We start from the raw sequence: 19,245 nt of genomic DNA, 5'->3' as shown, positions 1-19,245 counted from the left end.
GCAGGATGTTGACCGAGTGCTTCCATATTGCAGGGAAAAATAATGATGAACGCAAGTAACTCAAAATTCGCACTACTGCTTGCTGCCGGTGCGTTATCCATGACCTTAACGGGTTGTGGCGGCAGCGATGGAGCAGATGGTGCAGCCGGTTCTGACGGTTCGGCTGGTGGCAGCCCCGCCATGACGATCGATGCTTTAAACTTTACCTTTTATGATGAAACTATCACCGATGGTGTTGCCAGTCTTCGTTTCCAGGTAACCAACCAGGATGATCAAGCTGTGGTCGGGCTGCAAAAAATGCGTTTCTATGCATTGCAGCTGTTACCTCAGGGAGCAACTGGTGTCGGTAACGCCACACAATGGCAGTATATTGTCGATGAAACCTGTGACCTTGCTAGCACTTGTCCAGGTACCTTTGTAGACAAGAAAAACGGTGTATATACCTATACCTTCTCCACTAATTTCGCTGACACCTCTGCTACCAGAACCACTTTTAATGCAGAGCTCGCACAGCGTTTCATGATCCGTGCTTATAACACACCGTTACCTGATGGCACCGCAGTACCTAACTCTAATGCCATTGTTGACTTCACCGTTTCCGGTAACGAGCCCGGTTATTCCCGCAAGATTGTGGCCACGGCTAGCTGTAACAAATGTCACGGAGATGTGAGCACTGCACATCACAGCGGTTCTTATAACGACGTCAACATGTGTGCTAGCTGCCATACACCTAATCGTTTGAGTAACTCTGATGATCAGTTCAGCATGTTGATCCATGCTAAACATTTTACCGTCGATGCTGATGGTGTACCGCAACCGGTATATGAAAGCGAAGCACTTAAAACCTGTAGCACATGTCACAACGATCAGGGGGATTTAACTCCTGATTGGGGTAACTGGTCTAAGGTACCAACCGCTCAGGCCTGTGGTAGCTGCCATAGCGATATCGATTTTGCTACTGGCCAAGGTCACAGCCAGCAGTCTGACAACTCTAACTGTGTGGCTTGTCACAACAGCGAATGGACTGAAGAAGTTCACTCCACAGACTATCAAAACAAAGAAGCCGTGATCGCTAAACGCGGTATGACAGCTACTCTGGTTGCTAATGATGATGACAGCGCCACACTGACCGTTACGTTGATTGATGCTAATGGCAATGCTTTGGACGCCAGTTCTGAACTGAGCAAAATTAAGCGCCTGGAAACTATCACCAACGTTGGCCCTGAATTCCCAATTATGGGTTACAACGTTAGCCCCGGTTCAGGTGTGGCCCATGTCACTAAAGACCTGATTACCGACAATACCTTGCAGAGTGATGTCAGTATTGTCGATGGCAAACTGGTTTACACTACACCAGCCTTACCCTTTGGTAGCGGTGATACAGACACAGCATTTACTTTCATCGGTCTGGAAATGTGTACTAGCGGTGCAGATCTGATTGCTTGTACCAGTGACAGTGATACTACCAGTATGAAAGCACAGCTGGCCTTTGGGACTAAGTCTGGCGATGCACCAACCTATCGTCATACTGACTCTGTTAGTTTTGCCGCTTGTCAGAAATGTCACGGAGATAGCTTCCAACTGCATAAAGGCCATCACACTGGGTTCGTGCTGAGTGATCAGTTGGGTCGTGAAGTGAATGGTGAAATGACTGTTGGTCTTGACGGTTGTGTTGCCTGCCATACTCCAGATGGCACATACGCCAGCGGTGCCAACAAAGGCGCATTTGAAATGAAACTCCACGTAGTTCACAACGAAGTGGGCGTTATCACTGAGTGTACTCAGTGTCATACCAGCTTCAATCTGGATTCATTTAAAAACAAAGGCGCACTGGCAACTGCTGCTGGTGAATACACCACACCGATCACAGCCGTTTGTACTTCCTGTCACGCACTGGGATCTGATGGTTTGCATTCTCAAGAAACACTTGAAAGTTATGGTGCGGTAGTCAACGGTGATTACACCGCTGCCAACCAAGCCGCGCAGTCAGAAACTTGTTTCTACTGCCACAAACCAACAGCTGCAGACCACACAGTGGTGAATATGTAATTTGCCCGAACCGCAGGGAGGAAACACCTCCCTGCTTTCTCCGAAGTTTGGACAAATCAAGGATGCCAAATGATGAATACAAACCAAAAAATACAAGCAATGCTGAATACTACGTTAGTGGCTGCAGTATTGTCTTTAGGGCTAGCCCATACTGCGCATGCCGCACCGTGGGATAAAAAAATGACTCCTGCGCAGGTAGAATCTGCCCTCGATAAAAAATTTGAAGAAGGTAAATACTCACCTAAAGGTGCTGATACCTGTTTAATGTGTCACCGCAGAACCGGCAATGTCATGGAAATTTTTAAAGGGGTCCATGGCGCCATAGATTCCAGTAAAAGTCCGATGGCGGGATTACAATGTGAAGCTTGTCATGGTCCTCAAGGTAAACACAAAGGCGCTAATGAGCCGATGATTACCTTTGGTAAAGGGTCAACGCTGTCACCACAGAAGCAGAACTCAGTATGCCTTAGCTGTCATACAGATGATAAACGCATGAACTGGGAAGGCAGTCACCATGACAATGCTGATGTAGCTTGTGCTTCTTGCCACACTATCCATGCGGCTCAAGATCCTGTTCTGTCGAAAGCTACAGAAGTAGAAGTTTGTACCAGCTGCCATACCAAAGAAAAAGCGGATATGAACAAGCGTTCTGCACACCCGCTGAAATGGAATCAGATGACCTGTACCGATTGCCATAATCCTCACGGTACCAGTACCGAAGCGGATTTGGTAAAACCAACGATCAACGAAACCTGCTACAGCTGTCATGCCGAGAAACGTGGTCCAAAATTATGGGAGCATGCCCCTGTCACTGAAAACTGCGACAGTTGCCATAACCCACATGGCTCAGCTAATGAAGCCATGTTAAAAGCTCGGGCACCAATGCTGTGTCAACAATGTCATGCCAGTGACGGCCATACCAGCAATGCCTATATGGGTAATACCGGATTAGGATCAACTGTGAATGGTAGCGCCTTTACCGGTGGTAGAAGCTGCCTGAACTGCCACAGTCAGGTACATGGTTCTAATAATCCATCCGGCAAATTGCTGCAGCGTTAAGGGAGCAGGAAGATGAAATTTAAATTTAATTTGATCACTATTGCTTTACTGGCCAACGCTAGTGCAGCAATGGCAGCAGATGGTTATGGCATCGCAGATGCCAACACTGCCCATCTCAATACAAAAAACTGGAAGTGCAGTGCCTGTAAGATTGAAACAGGCGCAACTGGAAGCGTTAGTGTCGGAGCCGGATACAATAACGGTGATGATATCCACTCAGCTAACGCGCTGGCCGCAGAAAATAAAATTGTTGGCAAAGTCGACGCAGATGTGACTTATCGTGGAAAAGATGGTTACAAAGCTGAAATTAAAGCCACTAATCTGGGCATGGAGAACGGCCGCGCTGAAGTGAGCTCAGGTAAGATTGGTAAGTACAAGGTTACTGCCAATTACCGTCAGATTGCCACGTACGGTAGCGAAACCGGAATGACACCGTATTCCGGTATTGGCTCAAGTTATCTGTCTCTTCCAGATAGTTGGATAACCGCAGGTTCCAGTGACAGCATGACCGGGTTACAATCAAGCCTGACTACATTCGAACAATCACTTAAGCGTAAACGCTATGGTATTGGCTTGGAGTACCGGGCAGATCAGCTCTGGAGTACATTTGTCAATTACCAGCGTGAAGATAAAACTGGTGTAAAAACGACTTCCGGTACCATCTATAATCAATCCACCATGTTGCCAGAGCCTGTCGACTACAGCACCGACACTGTCGCGGCGGGTGTCAAACTCAACGGTGAGCACTGGTTTACTGAGCTGTCTTATAACGGTTCATTCTTCCGCAATGATAATGAGAGCCTTGGTTTTGATAGCGCCTTCACTACCTTGGATGGGTCAACTTCTGGCTATAAATCACTAGATCCTGACAATGATGCCCACACGGTATCACTGAGTGGTCAGTACCATGGTGGTGGCAGTATGGTTAGTGGCCGGCTGATGATTGGCCGTATGTCACAAGATTCAGACTTTGTAACTTCCGGCTACAGCTACGCCTTACCAGAAAGTAATCTGGATGCAGAAGTCGATATCACCGATATGGATATTCGCGCGGTGCATAAGATCAGTAATGATCTGCGGATATCCGGCAGCTATGACTATTACGACCGTGATAATCAGACCGATGTTTACGAGTGGACCCAGATCAGTGTCAACAACGTTACCGGCAATGCCGTGTACAACACGCCTTACGACTCTACTAAACAGAGAGGTAAGCTGACAGCGGACTATCGCATTATCAGTGGTGTGAAACTGACCGGTGGCTATGATTACGATCGTACCGAACGTAACTACTCAGACCGTGAAATCAATGACGAAAATACAGTGTGGGCCCGCCTCGGGGTCAGTACTTTTGAGCACTGGAATATGTCAGTAAAAGGTAGTTGGGGCAAACGCGATGGTTCTAATTATGATGCCTCGCAATGGACCTCTTCTGAATCCAATGCCCTGTTGCGCAAATACTATCTGGCAAATCGCTATCGTAAGATGGTGGAAGCCCACGTGACTCATACACCACTGGAAAATCTTACCATTGACGTAGGTGGTCGATATGCACTGGATGACTACAGCGATACTGAAATCGGTCTGACACAATCACGTGACATGAATTACGATGCCAATATCAACTACCAGTTGCTTAAAGATCTGAACTTAAACCTGTTCTACAGTTATGAGAATATCAAGAATGAACAGGCTGGTAGTTCTACCTACAGCACACCTAATTGGTTCGCTAACACCGAAGACAAAGTGGATGTAGCGGGTGCGGGAGTATACTACGACAACTTGTTGGAGAAAAAACTGCGCCTGGGACTGGATTACACTTACTCAAAATCTAGCTCTACCACTAAAGTACGTCAGGGTGTAACCGGTGATTATGGTGATTACTATTCCAAGGAACATGATATCAATGCTTATGCTCAATATCAGGCCACAGAAAAAGTAGCACTTCGTCTGGATTACAAAATGATCAAGTATTTGGACAACGACGATGCCAATGATCTGGCCGTCGATAGTATCTGGAACGTACTCAGTTTTGGTGATACCAGCCACGATTACACCGCGCATTTAGTGATGCTAAGTGTCAACTACAAGCTCTGATATAAAAAAACGATTAGAAAGCCCGCATGTCGCGGGCTTTTTTCTTGCCAGAATAATCCATTAGTCTAATTTAAGCTGTTGAATCACAAAGATTCTATATTTCTCTTGCCAGCTGTGAAAACCTAACATAGAATCGCATTACATTTATTTAACATACAGATGTTATCCTCGTTAAATAAGCATGAATTCCGGTTGTCAAACCGTCACAATTTTACCTTGTGATACTCAGGCGGAGGGACCCGCCCAATTTTTTACAAGGAATGTGACTCTCGGTGCACACAAGCCTTGCAACTAGCGCCGGTTTACGACAAGGTATGTCAGATTATTTATAACAAGCCCCAAACGGTATGAACTCCAGTTCCTTTCTTCTTCGCATACGCATAGTTTTTGCAACCATTTTACTCACCAGTTCCCTGCCCGCTTTTGCTGATCAAACTAATGGCGTACTCGCTAGTGTCTTTGTGATCCTGGGGTTAGGTGGCTTCACCCTTGTGAATTTAGCGTTGCAGTTACTATTTTATTTTAACGGTCAGTACAACAGTCGCCGGTTTGTCATTACCCATACCTCACTTTCGTTACTGATGCCATTAATTGCCGCTGCGATGGTCTTGGCGGATAACAGTTCTACCGCATATCTCACCCTAAATTTGGGGCTGATTATTATTGCAGCCGCCTTGGCATTATTGCCGCTTCAACTAAAAAACTCTCCCCGCAGAAGCGGTCCGCATGCGGGTTGGATAATGTTAGCTGCCGCCGCAGTACTGTCTTTATTATCCCTGTTAGCCTGGCCGTTATCTGTCATTGCAGCAATTCTCGCTTGGTTTACCGTCAATCGCCAACCCCAGGAAAACCGGTTGTTCAAAAGCTGCCGCTGGTTGTTAATATTACTACCTGCAGGCTGGTGTGTTTATAAGTTGTATTACATTTGGCAACTCTTACTGGGAAGTTAGTCTAGTGCTAATGAAATTTCCGTCAGACAGTCTGTTACAACAGGTAAGAGCCTGTAGTTTATGCCGGGAATTTTTGCCATTACCGCCCAAGCCCATATTACAGGCTGCCACCCCCGCTAAAATCTTGATTGCCGGACAGGCTCCCGGTCGGGTAACTCACGAGCGTGGGCTGCCTTTTGATGATGTCAGTGGGGACAGGCTTCGGCTATGGCTAGGGGTCAGTCGAGAACAGTTTTATGATCCACAACTGTTCGCACTCGTCCCCATGGGATTTTGTTATCCCGGTACTCAGGAAAAACAGGGGCGTCGCCAAGGCGATCTGCCGCCGAGGCCCGAATGTGCCCGCCAATGGCGACAGCAACTATTGAATGCCTTACCTAATATTCAATTGACTTTACTATTGGGAAAATATGCCATGGCGTGGCACTTAGCAGGCACCGAATTTGCCAAAGCCAATCTGGCTCAGGCGGTTGCCGCTTGGGAGTCACTCTGGCCCAAATTATTGGTGCTGCCACACCCCAGTCCACGTAATCGACTGTGGTTAAAGCAACATCCACTCTTTGAACAGACATTGTTGCCCTTATTGCAGCAGCGTATCGCTGAGCTGATAAACGGATAACCATCATGTACTTTCTCGACGCTGCCACCGCCCAACAGATTGTCGATCGCACCATGCGCATTATCGACCACAACATTAATGTCATGAATAGTCAGGGAGTTATTCTCGGTTCCGGCGACAGCAGTCGTATCAATACTATTCATGAAGGGGCGCTGCTAGCCATCAGCCAAAACCGCACTGTAACGATTGATCAAGGCAGTGTTCAGAGTTTGCATGGTGTGAAGCCCGGAATTAATCTGCCGTTGCATTATCATGGGCAGATCATCGGCGTGGTGGGTATTACGGGTGCCCCAGAGCAATTAGCCCAGTATGGCGAATTGCTAAAAATGACGGCTGAAATGATGGTGGAGCAGGCAAACTCCATGGAAGTGGAACAATGGCGGAAGCGACAACGGGAAGAATTCATTCTGCAGTTGATACGCCATGAAGGAACCTATCCAGAAGAGATGCAAACCTGGGCCAAGCAATTGCAGATTGATCTCAGTCTACCGCGAGTCGCCGCAGTTATTGAATTACCGGCACAGGAACAACAGCATACGAGTCTACGAGACATTCAATTGCTCCTGGAATATCCACAGCGTAACAACTTAGTCGCGCTGACAGCGATGGATCAACTGGTCATCCTCAAACCAGCATTTCTTGATGGTTGCAGCTGGGATCCCTCACTCGAAGATATTCGAATTGAAAAACTATTGGCACGCTTACCCACAGATACCAAAGGCCGACTGAAGATTGCATTGGGGCATTATTTTCCGGGTGCCGGCGGTATCGTGAAATCTTACCGCACCGCCTGTGAAACCTTAGCGCTAGGAAAGAAACGCGCGCCAGAGCAGACAAAATACCTGTATCAGGATCATGTGTTATCGGTATTACTGTCAGGACTTGGGGACGATTGGCGCGGTCAGGAACTTGCAGCCCCATTTCAATTGTTGCAAAAACGCGATCGCCGCGGCGTTCTGACCAAAACCCTGCAGGTATATCTGCAACATTTTGGTGATCAGCAACGTTGTGCTGATGCTTTATATATTCACCGCAATACACTGCGTTATCGGCTGGAAAAAATCACCCAAATCACCGGAATTGATCTGAACTCGCTGGATGGCTTACTACAGCTTTATCTTGGTGAAGTGCTGGAACGACTGCGCTCCTAGATTTTTTGTGCAAACCTCCAAAAAATTGTGATATCCAATCGCAATTTCCGTGATCATCCCCAAAGCCATTCCAGCCCTCCCTCCCGCATAATGGCAGAGTCCTTGTACCTATTAGATACGGGATATAAACGCCTATTGATACACCCAAATAACAAAAAATTAAGGGACCATCATGAACCTGGTATTGATATTACTGGGAGTGATCATCTTTATCGTGATCGCCACATCCAAACTCAAGCTTCATCCGTTTCTCACGCTGTTGCTGGCAACGTTTATCGCTGCACTTTGCTTCGGCTTACCGCTCAAGGATATTGCGAAAACCGTCAGTACCGGTTTCGGTGGTATTCTGGGTTATATCGGTCTAGTGATTGTATTGGGGACAATCATCGGAACTATTCTGGAAAAAAGCGGTGCTGCTATCACCATGGCAGATTCAGTGGTTAAATTACTGGGTAACCGTTTCCCCACACTTACCATGTCCATCATTGGTTATATTGTGTCAATTCCGGTGTTCTGCGACTCCGGCTTTGTCATTTTGAACAGCCTGAAACAATCCATGGCCAGTCGTATGAAAGTTTCCAGTGTTGCCATGAGTGTGGCGCTGGCAACCGGTCTGTATGCGACTCACACCTTTGTACCACCAACACCTGGTCCTATTGCAGCAGCCGGTAACCTCGGCTTAGAAGATAGCTTAGGCCTAGTGATTGGGGTTGGTCTGGTCGTCGCTATCATTGCTGCGGCAAGTGGCTTATTGTGGGCCAATCGCTTTATGAAGGATGTGCCAGAAGGCGAAGGTGCTGATGAACTAGTACATCAGGCAGAAGAGTTCGAAAAGGTTAAAGCAGCATACGGTAAACTGCCGGGCGCAATGGCCTCTTTCGCGCCAATCTTTGTTCCGATTCTGCTGATCTGTATTGGTTCTATCGCTAACTTCCCGTCAAAACCACTCGGCACAGGCAATCTGTTTGCATTGCTGCATTTCGCGGGTCAACCGCTGATTGCGTTGATGGTAGGATTATTGTTGTCATTGCTGTTACTGAAACCAGAAAAGCGCATGCATGAATTTTCTCAGCGCATTTCTGAAGGCTTAACCAGCGCTGCGCCCATTTTGCTGATCACCGGTGCCGGTGGTGCATTTGGGGCAGTGATCAAGGCCACCCCCATTGGTGATTACCTGGGAACTACCCTGTCAGCACTGGGGATTGGTATCTTTATGCCATTCATCGTTGCAGCAGCACTTAAATCCGCCCAAGGTTCCTCAACTGTAGCGTTAGTAACGACCTCTGCCATGGTAGCACCTATGCTTGAGTCAATAGGTTTAGGTTCTGAAATGGGCCATGTGTTGACCGTAATGGCTATCGGTGCCGGTGCAATGACAGTATCTCATGCAAATGACAGTTTCTTCTGGGTGGTTACCCAGTTCAGCCGCATGAGTGTGTCACAAGCCTATAAAGCTCAAACCATGGCAACGTTAGTTCAAGGTATAGTGACCATTATCTTTGTATGGTTGCTGAGTTTGGTATTGTTGTAATATTCCGTGTTGCTGCCGTCCCATTGGGCGGCAGCCTGCTGTAACAGGATCAATCAATGAAAATAGTCATCGCGCCGGATTCATTTAAAGAAAGTCTGAGTGCTATGGAAGTTGCGGCTGAGATAGAAGCAGCTTTTAAGCTTCACTTACCCCATGCTGAATATCTGAAAGTCCCGGTTGCCGATGGTGGCGAAGGTACTGTGCAATCAATGGTAGATGCCACTAATGGCAGCATCATTGAGATACAAGTGACTGGTCCGTTAGGAAATAAAGTCAGTGCCCACTACGGTATTCTTGGTCAAACCGCAGATGCACCGCTAACTGCGGTGATTGAAATGGCGGCAGCCTCAGGTCTGCACCATGTCAAAATGGCCGACCGCAATCCACTGTTCACGACGACTTATGGCACCGGTGAACTGATTAATGACGCATTGTCTCGCGGTATTCGTCATATCATTCTGGGGCTAGGCGGTAGTGCAACCAATGACGGTGGAGCAGGCATGGCACAGGCGCTTGGTGTCAGATTATTGGATCAGGCTGGTGAAGAATTGCCGGTTGGCGGTGGCGCATTGTCACAGCTGGCAAGTGTCGACCTGTCACAACTGCAACCGCTGTTGTCAGAATGTACGGTGGAAGTTGCCTGCGATGTTGATAATCCACTCTGTGGTGAACGCGGTGCGTCAGCGGTATTTGGACCACAGAAAGGCGCGACACCCGAAATGGTACAACTGCTGGATAAGGCACTTGGGCATTATGCAGATGTGCTTGCTCGTAGCGGTTTTGCCGACCTACGTGAACAACCAGGGGCAGGAGCTGCTGGCGGTATGGGCCTCGGAGTGATGGCTTTTCTGGGGGGCAAATTGCGCCCTGGCATTGATATTGTCATGGAAGCTGTGGGACTGGCAGAAAAGCTCATTGGTGCACATCTGGTCATTACCGGTGAAGGGCGTATTGACGGTCAGACTATCTATGGCAAAACCCCAATGGGCGTTTTGCGACTGGCCAAAGCTCAGCAGATCCCAGTGATCGGTATTGCTGGATGTCTTGGTGATGGAGCAGAAAAAGTTCTGGAAAAAGGAATGGACGCCATTTTTGATGTGATCCCGGCGGCCACTGATATCGAACATGCATTGCAGCATGCCCGCCCCAACCTGCACAGAGCCGCCCGAAATATTGCCGCCATGTGGGCATTAGGACAACAAAGTAAAGCTTGATTGTACCTGTCCACTGTCGATGACCTGGAACGTGCTCCGTGCGGTTCCGGGTCATTATCTTCAGCCACGTGATCCAACTCCCACTCTTCAGAACTTGTCGCCATAAACGGCTTGCAGTAAAGTGAGCACCCCAACCAATTTCGCCGAGCCTTAGGCTGGCGTTTGTAAGCTGAGTTCCAAACCATACATGACTGAAAAGCCACGCAAAGCAACTGCCTCCACGCAGAGCATGATGCGCATCTTCACTGTGCCAGAAGCGCCTGAGTCTACCCTCAGCAAAATCGAACATGCATTGTCTGAAGATCTGGCTGGCTTTTTGACGCAGAGCATCGTTGCGCTGGAAAAGCCATTGGGTGAGATTGAAAAGGATTTTCAGGCTTACGACATTCCCATGGAACCGACATTTGTCTCTGATTACACTGAAGAGATGATGCAAAATTTGGTAGCGCACTCAGTGCACACCGCGGCACCGAGTTTTATCGGTCATATGACCTCCGCCATGCCCTATTTTGTGTTGCCACTGTCAAAAGTCATGGTGGGGTTGAACCAGAACTTGGTCAAAATCGAAACCTCAAAAGCGTTTACACCATTGGAACGCCAGGTTCTTGGCATGATGCATCATCTGGTATTCGGAAATGAAGCCTCGTTTTATGACCGCTGGATGCACAGTGCGGACCATTCGCTGGGCGCGTTCTGTTCCGGTGGTACCATTGCCAATATCACGGCATTGTGGATTGCCCGAAATCAGTTGTTAAAAGCCGATGGTGATTTTCCTGGTGTCACCAGTGCCGGATTGATGGCAGCACTACGTCATTATGGCTGGCAGGATTTGGCCATTCTGGTCTCTGAGCGTGGTCACTATTCCTTGGGGAAAGCGGCCGATCTGTTGGGGATTGGGCGGCAAAATATTGTATCGATCCCTACTGATGCCAATAACAAGGTTGATGTTGCGAAGATGCGCGCCGAAGCGGAACGCTTGACGGCTGCCGGCATTCGCGTGATGGCTATTGTAGGTGTTGCTGGCACCACTGAAACCGGTAATATCGACCCACTCCCCCAACTGGCCGATCTAGCAGCGGAATTCCAATGCCACTTTCACGTCGATGGCGCTTGGGGGGGAGCCAGCTTGATGTCATCGAAGTATCGTTATCTATTAGACGGTATTGAACGCGCCGACTCAGTCACGATTGATGCACATAAACAGTTGTATGTACCAATGGGAGCGGGCATGGTGTTATTCCGTGATCCTAAACTGGCACGGGCGATTGTGCATCATGCCGAATATATTCTGCGGCGCGGTTCTAAGGATTTGGGGTCACAAACGCTAGAAGGTTCTCGTCCCGGAATGGCCATGCTGGTGCATGCATGTTTGAATATTATCGGACGTCATGGTTACGAAATTCTTATCAACAATTCATTGGAAAAAGCCCGTTTTTTTGCGGGACTCATCAAAGCAGATCCAGATTTTGAACTGATCAGTGAACCCGAGTTATGTTTGCTCACCTATCGCTATGTGCCGCAACAAGTCCAGCAAGCACTCAGCGCCGCAATTGCAGCTAACGATTGGAAAAAAGTTAATTGTATCAACGGGCTACTGAACGAACTCACGCAGGTTGTACAAAAAACTCAACGCGAACAAGGGATTTCCTTTGTTTCAAGAACGCGTTTGCAACCCGCACGTTATCAGCGACAAACGGTCACCGTATTTCGTGTCGTGCTGGCAAACCCATTAACCACTGAACAAATTCTCAAAGATGTGTTGGCAGAGGAACAATTACTCGCCAGCCAACAACATGGACTACTGATGAAGTTACAGGCCGCCTGTGAATAATCGGATATGTACTGGCATGGTTTGATAAGCACAAAGCTAAAAAAGTTGAGTACGACATGAGATTGTCGTCCAATTCTGTGGTTATCGTCTTTACCGAAATGGCCTAAATTTCTGATAGATAACCATTGCCAAACGGCACATAATTGCAGTGTTACACAGACGCAAAAATTCGCCCATTCTTTGAATGAGCCTAGTGCTAAGAGGTGAATCGCTATGCAATGTAATGTGGGAACTACTGATAAAGTCATCAGGGCCATTATTGGCCTCGCTATTATGGCCGCTGGCTATTATTACCAGTCTTGGTGGGGCATTATCGGCATTATACCGCTGCTTACCGCCGTCTTTGGCTGGTGTCCGCTATACGTGCCATTGGGCATTTCAAGCTGCAAGAAATAATGGCTTATCAGATTAAAACGCCGACATTGAACGTCGGCGTTTTTCATTTCAACTGTATGTTATTGCGGCAAAGAAGCCTGATGCTGTTTTATTAAGACATCCATCCGCAGATTACCTCTTGATTCAGCCGCCTCAAGATTGTCCTGTGGTAACAATGGCTCCACCAACTGGTAATAACATTTAATTTTGGGTTCGGTGCCGGATGGACGGACCACTACCCTACCACCATTCTCCAAATGATAAATCAGCACATCACTAGCAGGGAGATTAATCACCTCCACATGCCCGTCAGCAAAAACTTGCTGATGGGTCTTCAAATCAGCCACAGATAACACTTTCATACCGGCGATCGTTTGCGGCGGATTCTGGCGCAACCCACCGCCAATATCAGGAGTATCAGGCTTAAGTGCTATACTCACTTGCCGATTGAGATAGATTCCGTGTTCACGATATATCGCTTCCAGTTGCTGCCACAGACTCTTACCTGCTGCAATGACTTCTGCCGTCATCTGCACAAAGGCCAACAAGGCTGATAATCCATCTTTATCCCATACCAAATTGCCAACCGTGTAACCCAGAGCCTCTTCATAAGCGAACAGGAATTGTTGCTTATCGCTCTGCTGTTTCATTCCCACATTGGCTAACCACTTAAATCCGGTAAGGGTGGTATAACATTCACCACCAGCAGCCTTGGCAATTTGCGAAAGCAACGCAGAAGACACAATAGTGGTGCCCACCAACCGTTGATGCGCTGGCGCCTTCTGTAATAAATAATGGCCTAACAACGCGCCAACTTGATCCCCTGATAACATCTGATAATTATCACCACGACGCACAGCCACGGCGAAACGGTCAGCGTCTGGATCGTTGGCACAAGCGAGTAACGCTTGATACTTGCTTGCTTCTGCGATCACCAGATCCATTGCACCGGCTTCTTCTGGATTAGGAAAATTGACGGTTGGGAAGTGCCCATCAGGTTGTTCCTGTGCAGCGACTGAATACACCCGCGTGAAGCCCGCATCAGCCAATAGCACCTTGGCCATTTCAGCGCCCACACCGTGCATCGCAGTATACGCAATACCCATATCTTTCTTGCGAGTGCTTGCTTGTAACAATGGCATCGCGCCAACAGCCTTACGATAACTCAGATAAAACGCATCCCCCAGCCATTGCAGCAGCCCTTCTTCTTCAGCATCAACCAATGATTTCACGGGCACTTTGTGAATGGCGGCTGCGGTGATACAAGCAGCGATACCCGCGTCGTGCGGCGGAATAATCTGAGCACCATTGCCCCAATACACTTTAAAGCCGTTATATTGCGGCGGGTTGTGACTGGCAGTGACCACCACGCCAGCCGCAGCACCAAAATGTTTAACGCCATAAGCCACCAGAGGTGTTGGACAAACACGGCGGGTAATTCGCACGGTAATTCCCTGAGCAGTCAGCACTGCGGCAGTATCTGTGGCAAATCGCGCCGAATCCAACCGACCATCATAACCAATGATAACTCCGCGACTCTTGGCATCCGGGAGCTGCTGTAGCAAATACTGCCCCAGACCGGCAGCAGTCTGTCGGATCACTAATTGATTCATCCGAGTGGGACCAGCACCAACTTCGCCCCGAAGTCCTGCGGTACCAAAGGCTAAGCGTCCAGCAAAGCGCTTAACCAATTCTTGGTCATCGCGTTGCTGCATTAACTGTTGCAATTCTTCACGCGTCTGGGGATCAGGATCCATTTCCAGCCAGGCATTAAGTTGCATTGCCAATCGACTATCCATTTTCATCCTCTATTTTGGCAACTGAATGGCATTCACCATAGGCAAATTGCCCTTGCTTCTCAAGTCACATTGCCATCATTGGCGAGTTTCTCACCGTCCCAAAAAGAAGCCACCATAAATGGTGGCGGCTAATGTTTTTACGTTGTTTATTGCACTCAGTGGTGTAACACAAACCAACATTAAGCGATCAAATTAAACCTTCGGCTTTCATGGCACGTTGTACCGCTGGTCGCTCAGCAACTTTGCCACACAATGCCTGCAATGTTGGCCATGGGCTTAAATCAAAGTTCACCAACCGCGCCCACCCCAACACGGTAAACAGGTAAGCATCTGCCGCGGTGTAACTATCACCGGTCAAATAGGGCTTGCCGGCCAATTCAGCGGCAATCCAGTTCAGGCGACGAGTTAACAATGTTTGAGCGGCTGCACGGGCGTCGTCACTCGCGTTAGGATTAAATAAAGAACCCATCGGTTTATGGATTTCGGTGGAGATATATACGAGTAAACTCAACAGTTGGTAACGTGCCTCACCGGCGGCGGGTATAAGTCCGGCCTCAGGTTTCAAATCAGACAGATATTGTGCCAGCACAGAAACCTCTGTCAGTACATGACCATTATCCAGAACTAACGCGGGGACATATCCCTTGCTGTTTATTGCAGAAAAGTCTGCGCCGCTTTTGGTGGTTTTAGTTTTTAGATCCACCTGTTCCAGCTCGAATGCCAGTCCCAGTTCTTCGAGCAAAATATGCGGTACCAATGAGCAAGCGCCCGGAGTGAAATACAGTTTCATAAAGAGCAATCATCCTTTGTAAGTTAACTGGGTGATATACACCGCGGAGAAGAAACACCAGTCTACTGTTACATTTGTGGCAGACAAGTACTTACTGTGGAGTAAGTATCTGCCTGCGAATAACATTCATCCCATTTAAGCCGTAGCTAATTGCGGACGTTTTGCATAACGATTGGCTAGGATCGCACAGTAAAAAATCTGCAACGGGTGGTACAACATAATCGGCAGCAGTAGCATGCCAAGGCGCGGATCAACACCAAAAATCACTTTCGCCATGGGGACGCCTGCCGCCAGCGTTTTTTTAGTTCCGCAAAATAGTGCTGCAATCTCATCTTCTACCGGGAAGCCTAAACCTCGGGTCAGTCGCTGTAACAAGTACACCACCAGCAATAGGATAATCACACACAACGCGATTGCAGTCGCCAACATTGGCACCGAGAAATCGTGCCAAATCCCTTGCGTGACCGAATCACAAAAAGCGTTATAGATAATCAGCAAAATCACCAATTTATCAACTTTGCCAGTCAATGACTTATGCCGTTGTACCCAGCCGAGCAGTGTCGGACGCAGTAACTGCCCGGCAATCATCGGTAACAACAACATTTCGGCGATGCTGACAATCGTATGTGTCAGATCCAGAGCACCACCGGCAACCCCCATAAACCATCCCACCAGCAACGGCGTGATAAAAATGCCGATGATATTGGAAAGCGAAGCATTAAATATGGCTCCTGGCACATTACCGTGCGCCACACTAGTCATGGCAACTGATGAAGAGATAGTGCTAGGCAACACTAGCAAATAACAAAATCCCAGGGCCAAGGCCGCAGGCAATAACAGATTGAACAACCAAGCAAAACAAAGCCATAACAGCGGATATAACACAAAGGTGGTGCTTTGGGTCAGCAGGTGCAAACGCCAGTTGCCTAGTCCGGCGCGGATCGCCGCAGGCGACAAACCAACCCCGTGTAAAAAAAAGATAATCCCGATACCAATACCGGTAATTTTATCCAGATGCATCACGCCACCAGAATGGCCAGGCCCGGGAAACAATGCGGCCAAAGCGATAGCCAATACCATGCCTAACAGGAACCACTCTTTTTTCAAGGTTTTTACTAACGATGTATACAGTGCCATTTTCTCTTCCATTAATGCGGTGCGTATATTTACACATTGGCAATGTGCCGATAATTGCCCTAGAGTAATCCTCAGGAATTTTCCGACTAACGGCAAAAACCAAAAAAATGTCGAAAATAAGACAAAAGCGATTGATCCCGTCATTGACTGCCCTACCGCGACCGGTTTATGCGCGGGCAGAATCCTGGAGCGAAAATGGTAGCCAGACAGATTGGCATTGCCATCCTTGGGGTCAGCTGTCTTACGCATTGTCGGGTATCTTAATCGTCAACACCCGCCGTGGCCGCTATGTAGCGCCACCGCAATATGCCATCTGGTTGCCGCCCCAAGAACAACATGAAGTGGTATCTGGTGGTGCCGCAGTGATGCGCAGTCTATATGTGGATTCGTCGCAACTACTCCACCCCCGTTGGCAACAGCCTTTGGTATGCGAAATTACACCACTGATGCGAGAACTGATTATCCGGTTCAGCGCTAATCCAGCAGAATATCTGGCAGATACCCCCGCTGCACGTCTGGCTCAAGTGCTGCTGGATCAACTGGCTGAGCTGCCATCCGCGCCACTGCAATTACCCATGCCACAAGATCGACGACTCCAGCGCTTATGCCAGCAATTACAGCAAACAGATGACAATGTACCGCTGGCACAACTTGCCCTGTCACAGGGATTAAGTGACCGCAGTATCAGCCGGTTATTTAAAGAAGAAACCGGCATGACCTTCCGCCAGTGGCGCCGCTCATTACGCTTATTCAAAGGGCTGGAAGCTCTGCGTGATGGCACATCAGTCACCACGGTCGCCCTCGATTGCGGCTATGATTCAGTCTCAGCCTTTGTGGCCGCTTTTCGCGAACAATTTGGCAAAACACCAGGACAATATTTCAAAACCTGAAGCGTCTCAACGCACTAATGGTGACCGAGCGCGCCAATTTTTGCGCCAGCACTCTTTTCGCGTTGAATCTTATGTGCTTCTATAACCGCATCACTGTTAACGGACCAACGAAATGAAAGATGAAACGATTGCCATCCACTATGGCTACCAGACTGACCCCACCACCAAATCTGTTGCCGTGCCGATTTTTCAAACGGTAGCGTATGAATTTGATAACGCCCAGCATGGTGCTGATCTGTTCAATCTGGCAGTTCCCGGCAATATCTACACACGATTGATGAATCCAACAAACGACGTGCTGGAAAAACGTCTGGCGGCACTCGAAGGGGGTGTCGGTGCCCTGGTCGTCAGTGCCGGTGCCGCGGCAATTAACTACGCCATCCTCACATTGGCACAGGCAGGCGATAACATCGTCTCTACGCCGCAACTATATGGTGGTACCTATACGTTATTTGCCCACATGCTGCCGAGCCTTGGCATTCAGGTGAAATTTGCCAAAGATGATAAGCCAGAAAGTCTCGCGGCACTGATCGACGATAAAACGAAAGCGGTCTATTGCGAATCTATCGGCAACCCGGCAGGAAATATTGCCGATCTGGAAAACATCGCCAAATTGGCCCACGCGCAAGGCGTACCGGTAATTGTCGATAACACGGTTGCCAGTCCGGTGTTATGCAAACCCATTAATTTTGGCGCCGATATCGTGGTGCATTCCATCACCAAATATGTTGGCGGTCATGGGACGTCGCTTGGTGGTGTCATTATCGACTCAGGCAAATTCCCTTGGGCGGAACACAAAGAACGGTTCCCGGTATTTAATCAACCAGAACCCTCTTATCATGGTGTTGTCTATGCAGAAGCCTTTGGACCTGCCGCCTTTATCGGTAGAGCGCGTACAGTGCCACTGCGTAACACCGGCTCAACACTGTCGCCAATGAACGCATTCCTGTTGTTGCAAGGACTGGAAACCTTGCCGCTACGTATGGAACGTCATTGCTACAACGCAGCCAAAGTTGCCGAATTCCTCAAGGCGCATGACTTAGTCAGTTGGGTAAGTTACGCAGGACTGGAAGAATCCCCCTACTATGCACTGGCGCAGAAATATATGAACGGCACACCTTCTGCGATTCTGTCTTTTGGTCTGAAAGGCGGCTATGAAGCTGGCGTACGTTTTTATGATGCACTGAAGATGATTAAACGCTTGGTAAACATTGGCGATGCCAAGACCCTGGCATGCCATCCAGCGTCAACCACCCATCGTCAGATGGAGCCTCATGAGCAGCTGCAAGCTGGCGTAAAACCGGAGATGATCCGCTTGTCCATCGGTATTGAACATATTGATGACATCATCGCCGATCTGGATCAGGCGTTGAAGGCTTAATGGCTCTACGGGGCAGTTGCTATGCTGCCCCTGTTCAGGAACGTTTATGCATCCCGACAAAGTCGAACGTGACCAAGTTCACCAACTGACTGACTTGCCGAATATTGGCAAAGCGATGGCGAAAGATCTTGAGCAACTGGGGATCTCTGCCCCCAAACAGCTATGTGGACGAGATCCATATGAGTTGTATCTGGCTCTGTGCGACTTGACGGGGCAACGTCAAGATCCCTGCGTATTAGATGTATTTATTTCAATTACTCGGTTTGCCGACGGTGAACCGCCAAAAGCCTGGTGGCATTACACTGCCGAGCGCAAAACTCGCTACCGTTTATAATGTCGGACGGTCGTTTTCCTCAGCTTAAGTATTAGTCA

16 protein-coding genes are annotated in these 19,245 nt (G+C 48.4%); 13 read left to right on the top strand and 3 right to left on the bottom strand.

The annotated features are described in order from the left end of the window. The first annotated feature begins 42 nt into the window (after positions 1 to 42). From KDN34_RS06765 to KDN34_RS06720, 10 genes are all read left to right on the top strand, one after another. Positions 43 to 2,049 carry an OmcA/MtrC family decaheme c-type cytochrome gene (locus KDN34_RS06765; protein ID WP_212596129.1) on the top strand — a complete coding sequence of 669 codons (2,007 nt, stop codon included), beginning with the start codon at positions 43 to 45 and terminating at the stop codon, positions 2,047 to 2,049. Between the two features lie 99 nt (positions 2,050 to 2,148). After that, complete coding sequence (locus KDN34_RS06760) at positions 2,149 to 3,108, top strand: DmsE family decaheme c-type cytochrome (RefSeq protein WP_407695795.1); 960 nt, start codon at positions 2,149 to 2,151, stop codon at positions 3,106 to 3,108. 12 nt (positions 3,109 to 3,120) lie between these two features. Further along, positions 3,121 to 5,205, top strand: coding sequence for an MtrB/PioB family decaheme-associated outer membrane protein (locus KDN34_RS06755; protein ID WP_212596128.1), 2,085 nt, complete (start codon positions 3,121 to 3,123; stop codon positions 5,203 to 5,205). A gap of 347 nt (positions 5,206 to 5,552) precedes the next feature. After that, positions 5,553 to 6,155 (top strand): hypothetical protein, encoded by a 603-nt coding sequence (locus KDN34_RS06750; protein ID WP_212596127.1) that lies wholly within the window; start codon positions 5,553 to 5,555, stop codon positions 6,153 to 6,155. Between the two features lie 10 nt (positions 6,156 to 6,165). After that, positions 6,166 to 6,774 carry a uracil-DNA glycosylase family protein gene (locus tag KDN34_RS06745; protein WP_212596126.1) on the top strand — a complete coding sequence of 203 codons (609 nt, stop codon included), beginning with the start codon at positions 6,166 to 6,168 and terminating at the stop codon, positions 6,772 to 6,774. Positions 6,775 to 6,779: 5 nt separating this feature from the next. Further along, a complete protein-coding gene (locus tag KDN34_RS06740; protein WP_212596125.1) occupies positions 6,780 to 7,925 on the top strand; it encodes a sugar diacid recognition domain-containing protein in 1,146 nt (381 codons plus the stop codon). Positions 7,926 to 8,097: 172 nt separating this feature from the next. Beyond that, a complete protein-coding gene (locus KDN34_RS06735) occupies positions 8,098 to 9,456 on the top strand; it encodes a GntP family permease (RefSeq protein WP_212596124.1) in 1,359 nt (452 codons plus the stop codon). A 56-nt stretch (positions 9,457 to 9,512) separates the two neighbouring features. Continuing rightward, positions 9,513 to 10,670, top strand: coding sequence for a glycerate kinase (locus tag KDN34_RS06730; RefSeq protein ID WP_212596123.1), 1,158 nt, complete (start codon positions 9,513 to 9,515; stop codon positions 10,668 to 10,670). Positions 10,671 to 10,857: 187 nt separating this feature from the next. Then, positions 10,858 to 12,501, top strand: a complete 1,644-nt coding sequence (panP, locus tag KDN34_RS06725) for a pyridoxal-dependent aspartate 1-decarboxylase PanP (protein ID WP_212596122.1) — start codon at positions 10,858 to 10,860, stop codon at positions 12,499 to 12,501. Between the two features lie 213 nt (positions 12,502 to 12,714). Further along, on the top strand, positions 12,715 to 12,897 hold the full coding sequence (locus KDN34_RS06720) for a YgaP family membrane protein (protein WP_212596121.1): 183 nt from the start codon (positions 12,715 to 12,717) through the stop codon (positions 12,895 to 12,897). Between the two features lie 59 nt (positions 12,898 to 12,956). Here KDN34_RS06720 and KDN34_RS06715 read toward each other — a convergent pair whose 3' ends face one another. The 3 genes from KDN34_RS06715 to KDN34_RS06705 all read right to left on the bottom strand — a co-directional run bounded on the left by KDN34_RS06715 (position 12,957) and on the right by KDN34_RS06705 (position 16,602). Continuing rightward, positions 12,957 to 14,675: a phospho-sugar mutase gene (locus KDN34_RS06715; RefSeq protein WP_212596120.1), complete on the bottom strand. Its 1,719-nt coding sequence runs from the start codon at positions 14,673 to 14,675 to the stop codon at positions 12,957 to 12,959. 187 nt (positions 14,676 to 14,862) lie between these two features. After that, entirely contained in the window at positions 14,863 to 15,465 is a 603-nt protein-coding gene (gene gstA, locus KDN34_RS06710) for a glutathione transferase GstA (RefSeq protein ID WP_212596119.1), read from the bottom strand. 135 nt (positions 15,466 to 15,600) lie between these two features. Beyond that, positions 15,601 to 16,602 (bottom strand): bile acid:sodium symporter family protein, encoded by a 1,002-nt coding sequence (locus KDN34_RS06705; RefSeq protein WP_212596118.1) that lies wholly within the window; start codon positions 16,600 to 16,602, stop codon positions 15,601 to 15,603. A gap of 107 nt (positions 16,603 to 16,709) precedes the next feature. On the opposite strand from KDN34_RS06705, the gene KDN34_RS06700 reads away from it, so the two are divergent. The 3 genes from KDN34_RS06700 to KDN34_RS06690 all read left to right on the top strand — a co-directional run bounded on the left by KDN34_RS06700 (position 16,710) and on the right by KDN34_RS06690 (position 19,207). After that, positions 16,710 to 17,492, top strand: a complete 783-nt coding sequence (locus KDN34_RS06700) for an AraC family transcriptional regulator (RefSeq protein WP_212596117.1) — start codon at positions 16,710 to 16,712, stop codon at positions 17,490 to 17,492. 112 nt (positions 17,493 to 17,604) lie between these two features. Next, a complete protein-coding gene (locus tag KDN34_RS06695) occupies positions 17,605 to 18,873 on the top strand; it encodes an O-acetylhomoserine aminocarboxypropyltransferase/cysteine synthase family protein (protein ID WP_212596116.1) in 1,269 nt (422 codons plus the stop codon). A 46-nt stretch (positions 18,874 to 18,919) separates the two neighbouring features. After that, a complete protein-coding gene (locus KDN34_RS06690; protein ID WP_212596115.1) occupies positions 18,920 to 19,207 on the top strand; it encodes a helix-hairpin-helix domain-containing protein in 288 nt (95 codons plus the stop codon). Positions 19,208 to 19,245 lie beyond the last annotated feature (38 nt).

Source organism: Shewanella yunxiaonensis, assembly GCF_018223345.1.
GTDB lineage: Bacteria > Pseudomonadota > Gammaproteobacteria > Enterobacterales > Shewanellaceae > Shewanella > Shewanella yunxiaonensis.
The sequence above is the reverse complement of the archived record's forward strand: the minus strand, read 5'-3'. Positions and strand labels throughout refer to the sequence as shown.

Excerpts from the sequence above, each read along its gene's own strand:
- KDN34_RS06765 (WP_212596129.1), top strand. The coding sequence starts at position 43 with ATGATGAACGCAAGTAACTCAAAATTCGCACTACTGCTTGCTGCCGGT.
- KDN34_RS06760 (WP_407695795.1), top strand. The coding sequence starts at position 2,149 with ATGCTGAATACTACGTTAGTGGCTGCAGTATTGTCTTTAGGGCTAGCC.
- KDN34_RS06755 (WP_212596128.1), top strand. The coding sequence starts at position 3,121 with ATGAAATTTAAATTTAATTTGATCACTATTGCTTTACTGGCCAACGCT.
- KDN34_RS06750 (WP_212596127.1), top strand. The coding sequence starts at position 5,553 with ATGAACTCCAGTTCCTTTCTTCTTCGCATACGCATAGTTTTTGCAACC.
- KDN34_RS06745 (WP_212596126.1), top strand. The coding sequence starts at position 6,166 with ATGAAATTTCCGTCAGACAGTCTGTTACAACAGGTAAGAGCCTGTAGT.
- KDN34_RS06740 (WP_212596125.1), top strand. The coding sequence starts at position 6,780 with ATGTACTTTCTCGACGCTGCCACCGCCCAACAGATTGTCGATCGCACC.
- KDN34_RS06735 (WP_212596124.1), top strand. The coding sequence starts at position 8,098 with ATGAACCTGGTATTGATATTACTGGGAGTGATCATCTTTATCGTGATC.
- KDN34_RS06730 (WP_212596123.1), top strand. The coding sequence starts at position 9,513 with ATGAAAATAGTCATCGCGCCGGATTCATTTAAAGAAAGTCTGAGTGCT.
- panP (WP_212596122.1), top strand. The coding sequence starts at position 10,858 with ATGACTGAAAAGCCACGCAAAGCAACTGCCTCCACGCAGAGCATGATG.
- KDN34_RS06720 (WP_212596121.1), top strand. The coding sequence starts at position 12,715 with ATGCAATGTAATGTGGGAACTACTGATAAAGTCATCAGGGCCATTATT.
- KDN34_RS06715 (WP_212596120.1), bottom strand. The coding sequence starts at position 14,675 with ATGGATAGTCGATTGGCAATGCAACTTAATGCCTGGCTGGAAATGGAT.
- gstA (WP_212596119.1), bottom strand. The coding sequence starts at position 15,465 with ATGAAACTGTATTTCACTCCGGGCGCTTGCTCATTGGTACCGCATATT.
- KDN34_RS06705 (WP_212596118.1), bottom strand. The coding sequence starts at position 16,602 with ATGGCACTGTATACATCGTTAGTAAAAACCTTGAAAAAAGAGTGGTTC.
- KDN34_RS06700 (WP_212596117.1), top strand. The coding sequence starts at position 16,710 with ATGTCGAAAATAAGACAAAAGCGATTGATCCCGTCATTGACTGCCCTA.
- KDN34_RS06695 (WP_212596116.1), top strand. The coding sequence starts at position 17,605 with ATGAAAGATGAAACGATTGCCATCCACTATGGCTACCAGACTGACCCC.
- KDN34_RS06690 (WP_212596115.1), top strand. The coding sequence starts at position 18,920 with ATGCATCCCGACAAAGTCGAACGTGACCAAGTTCACCAACTGACTGAC.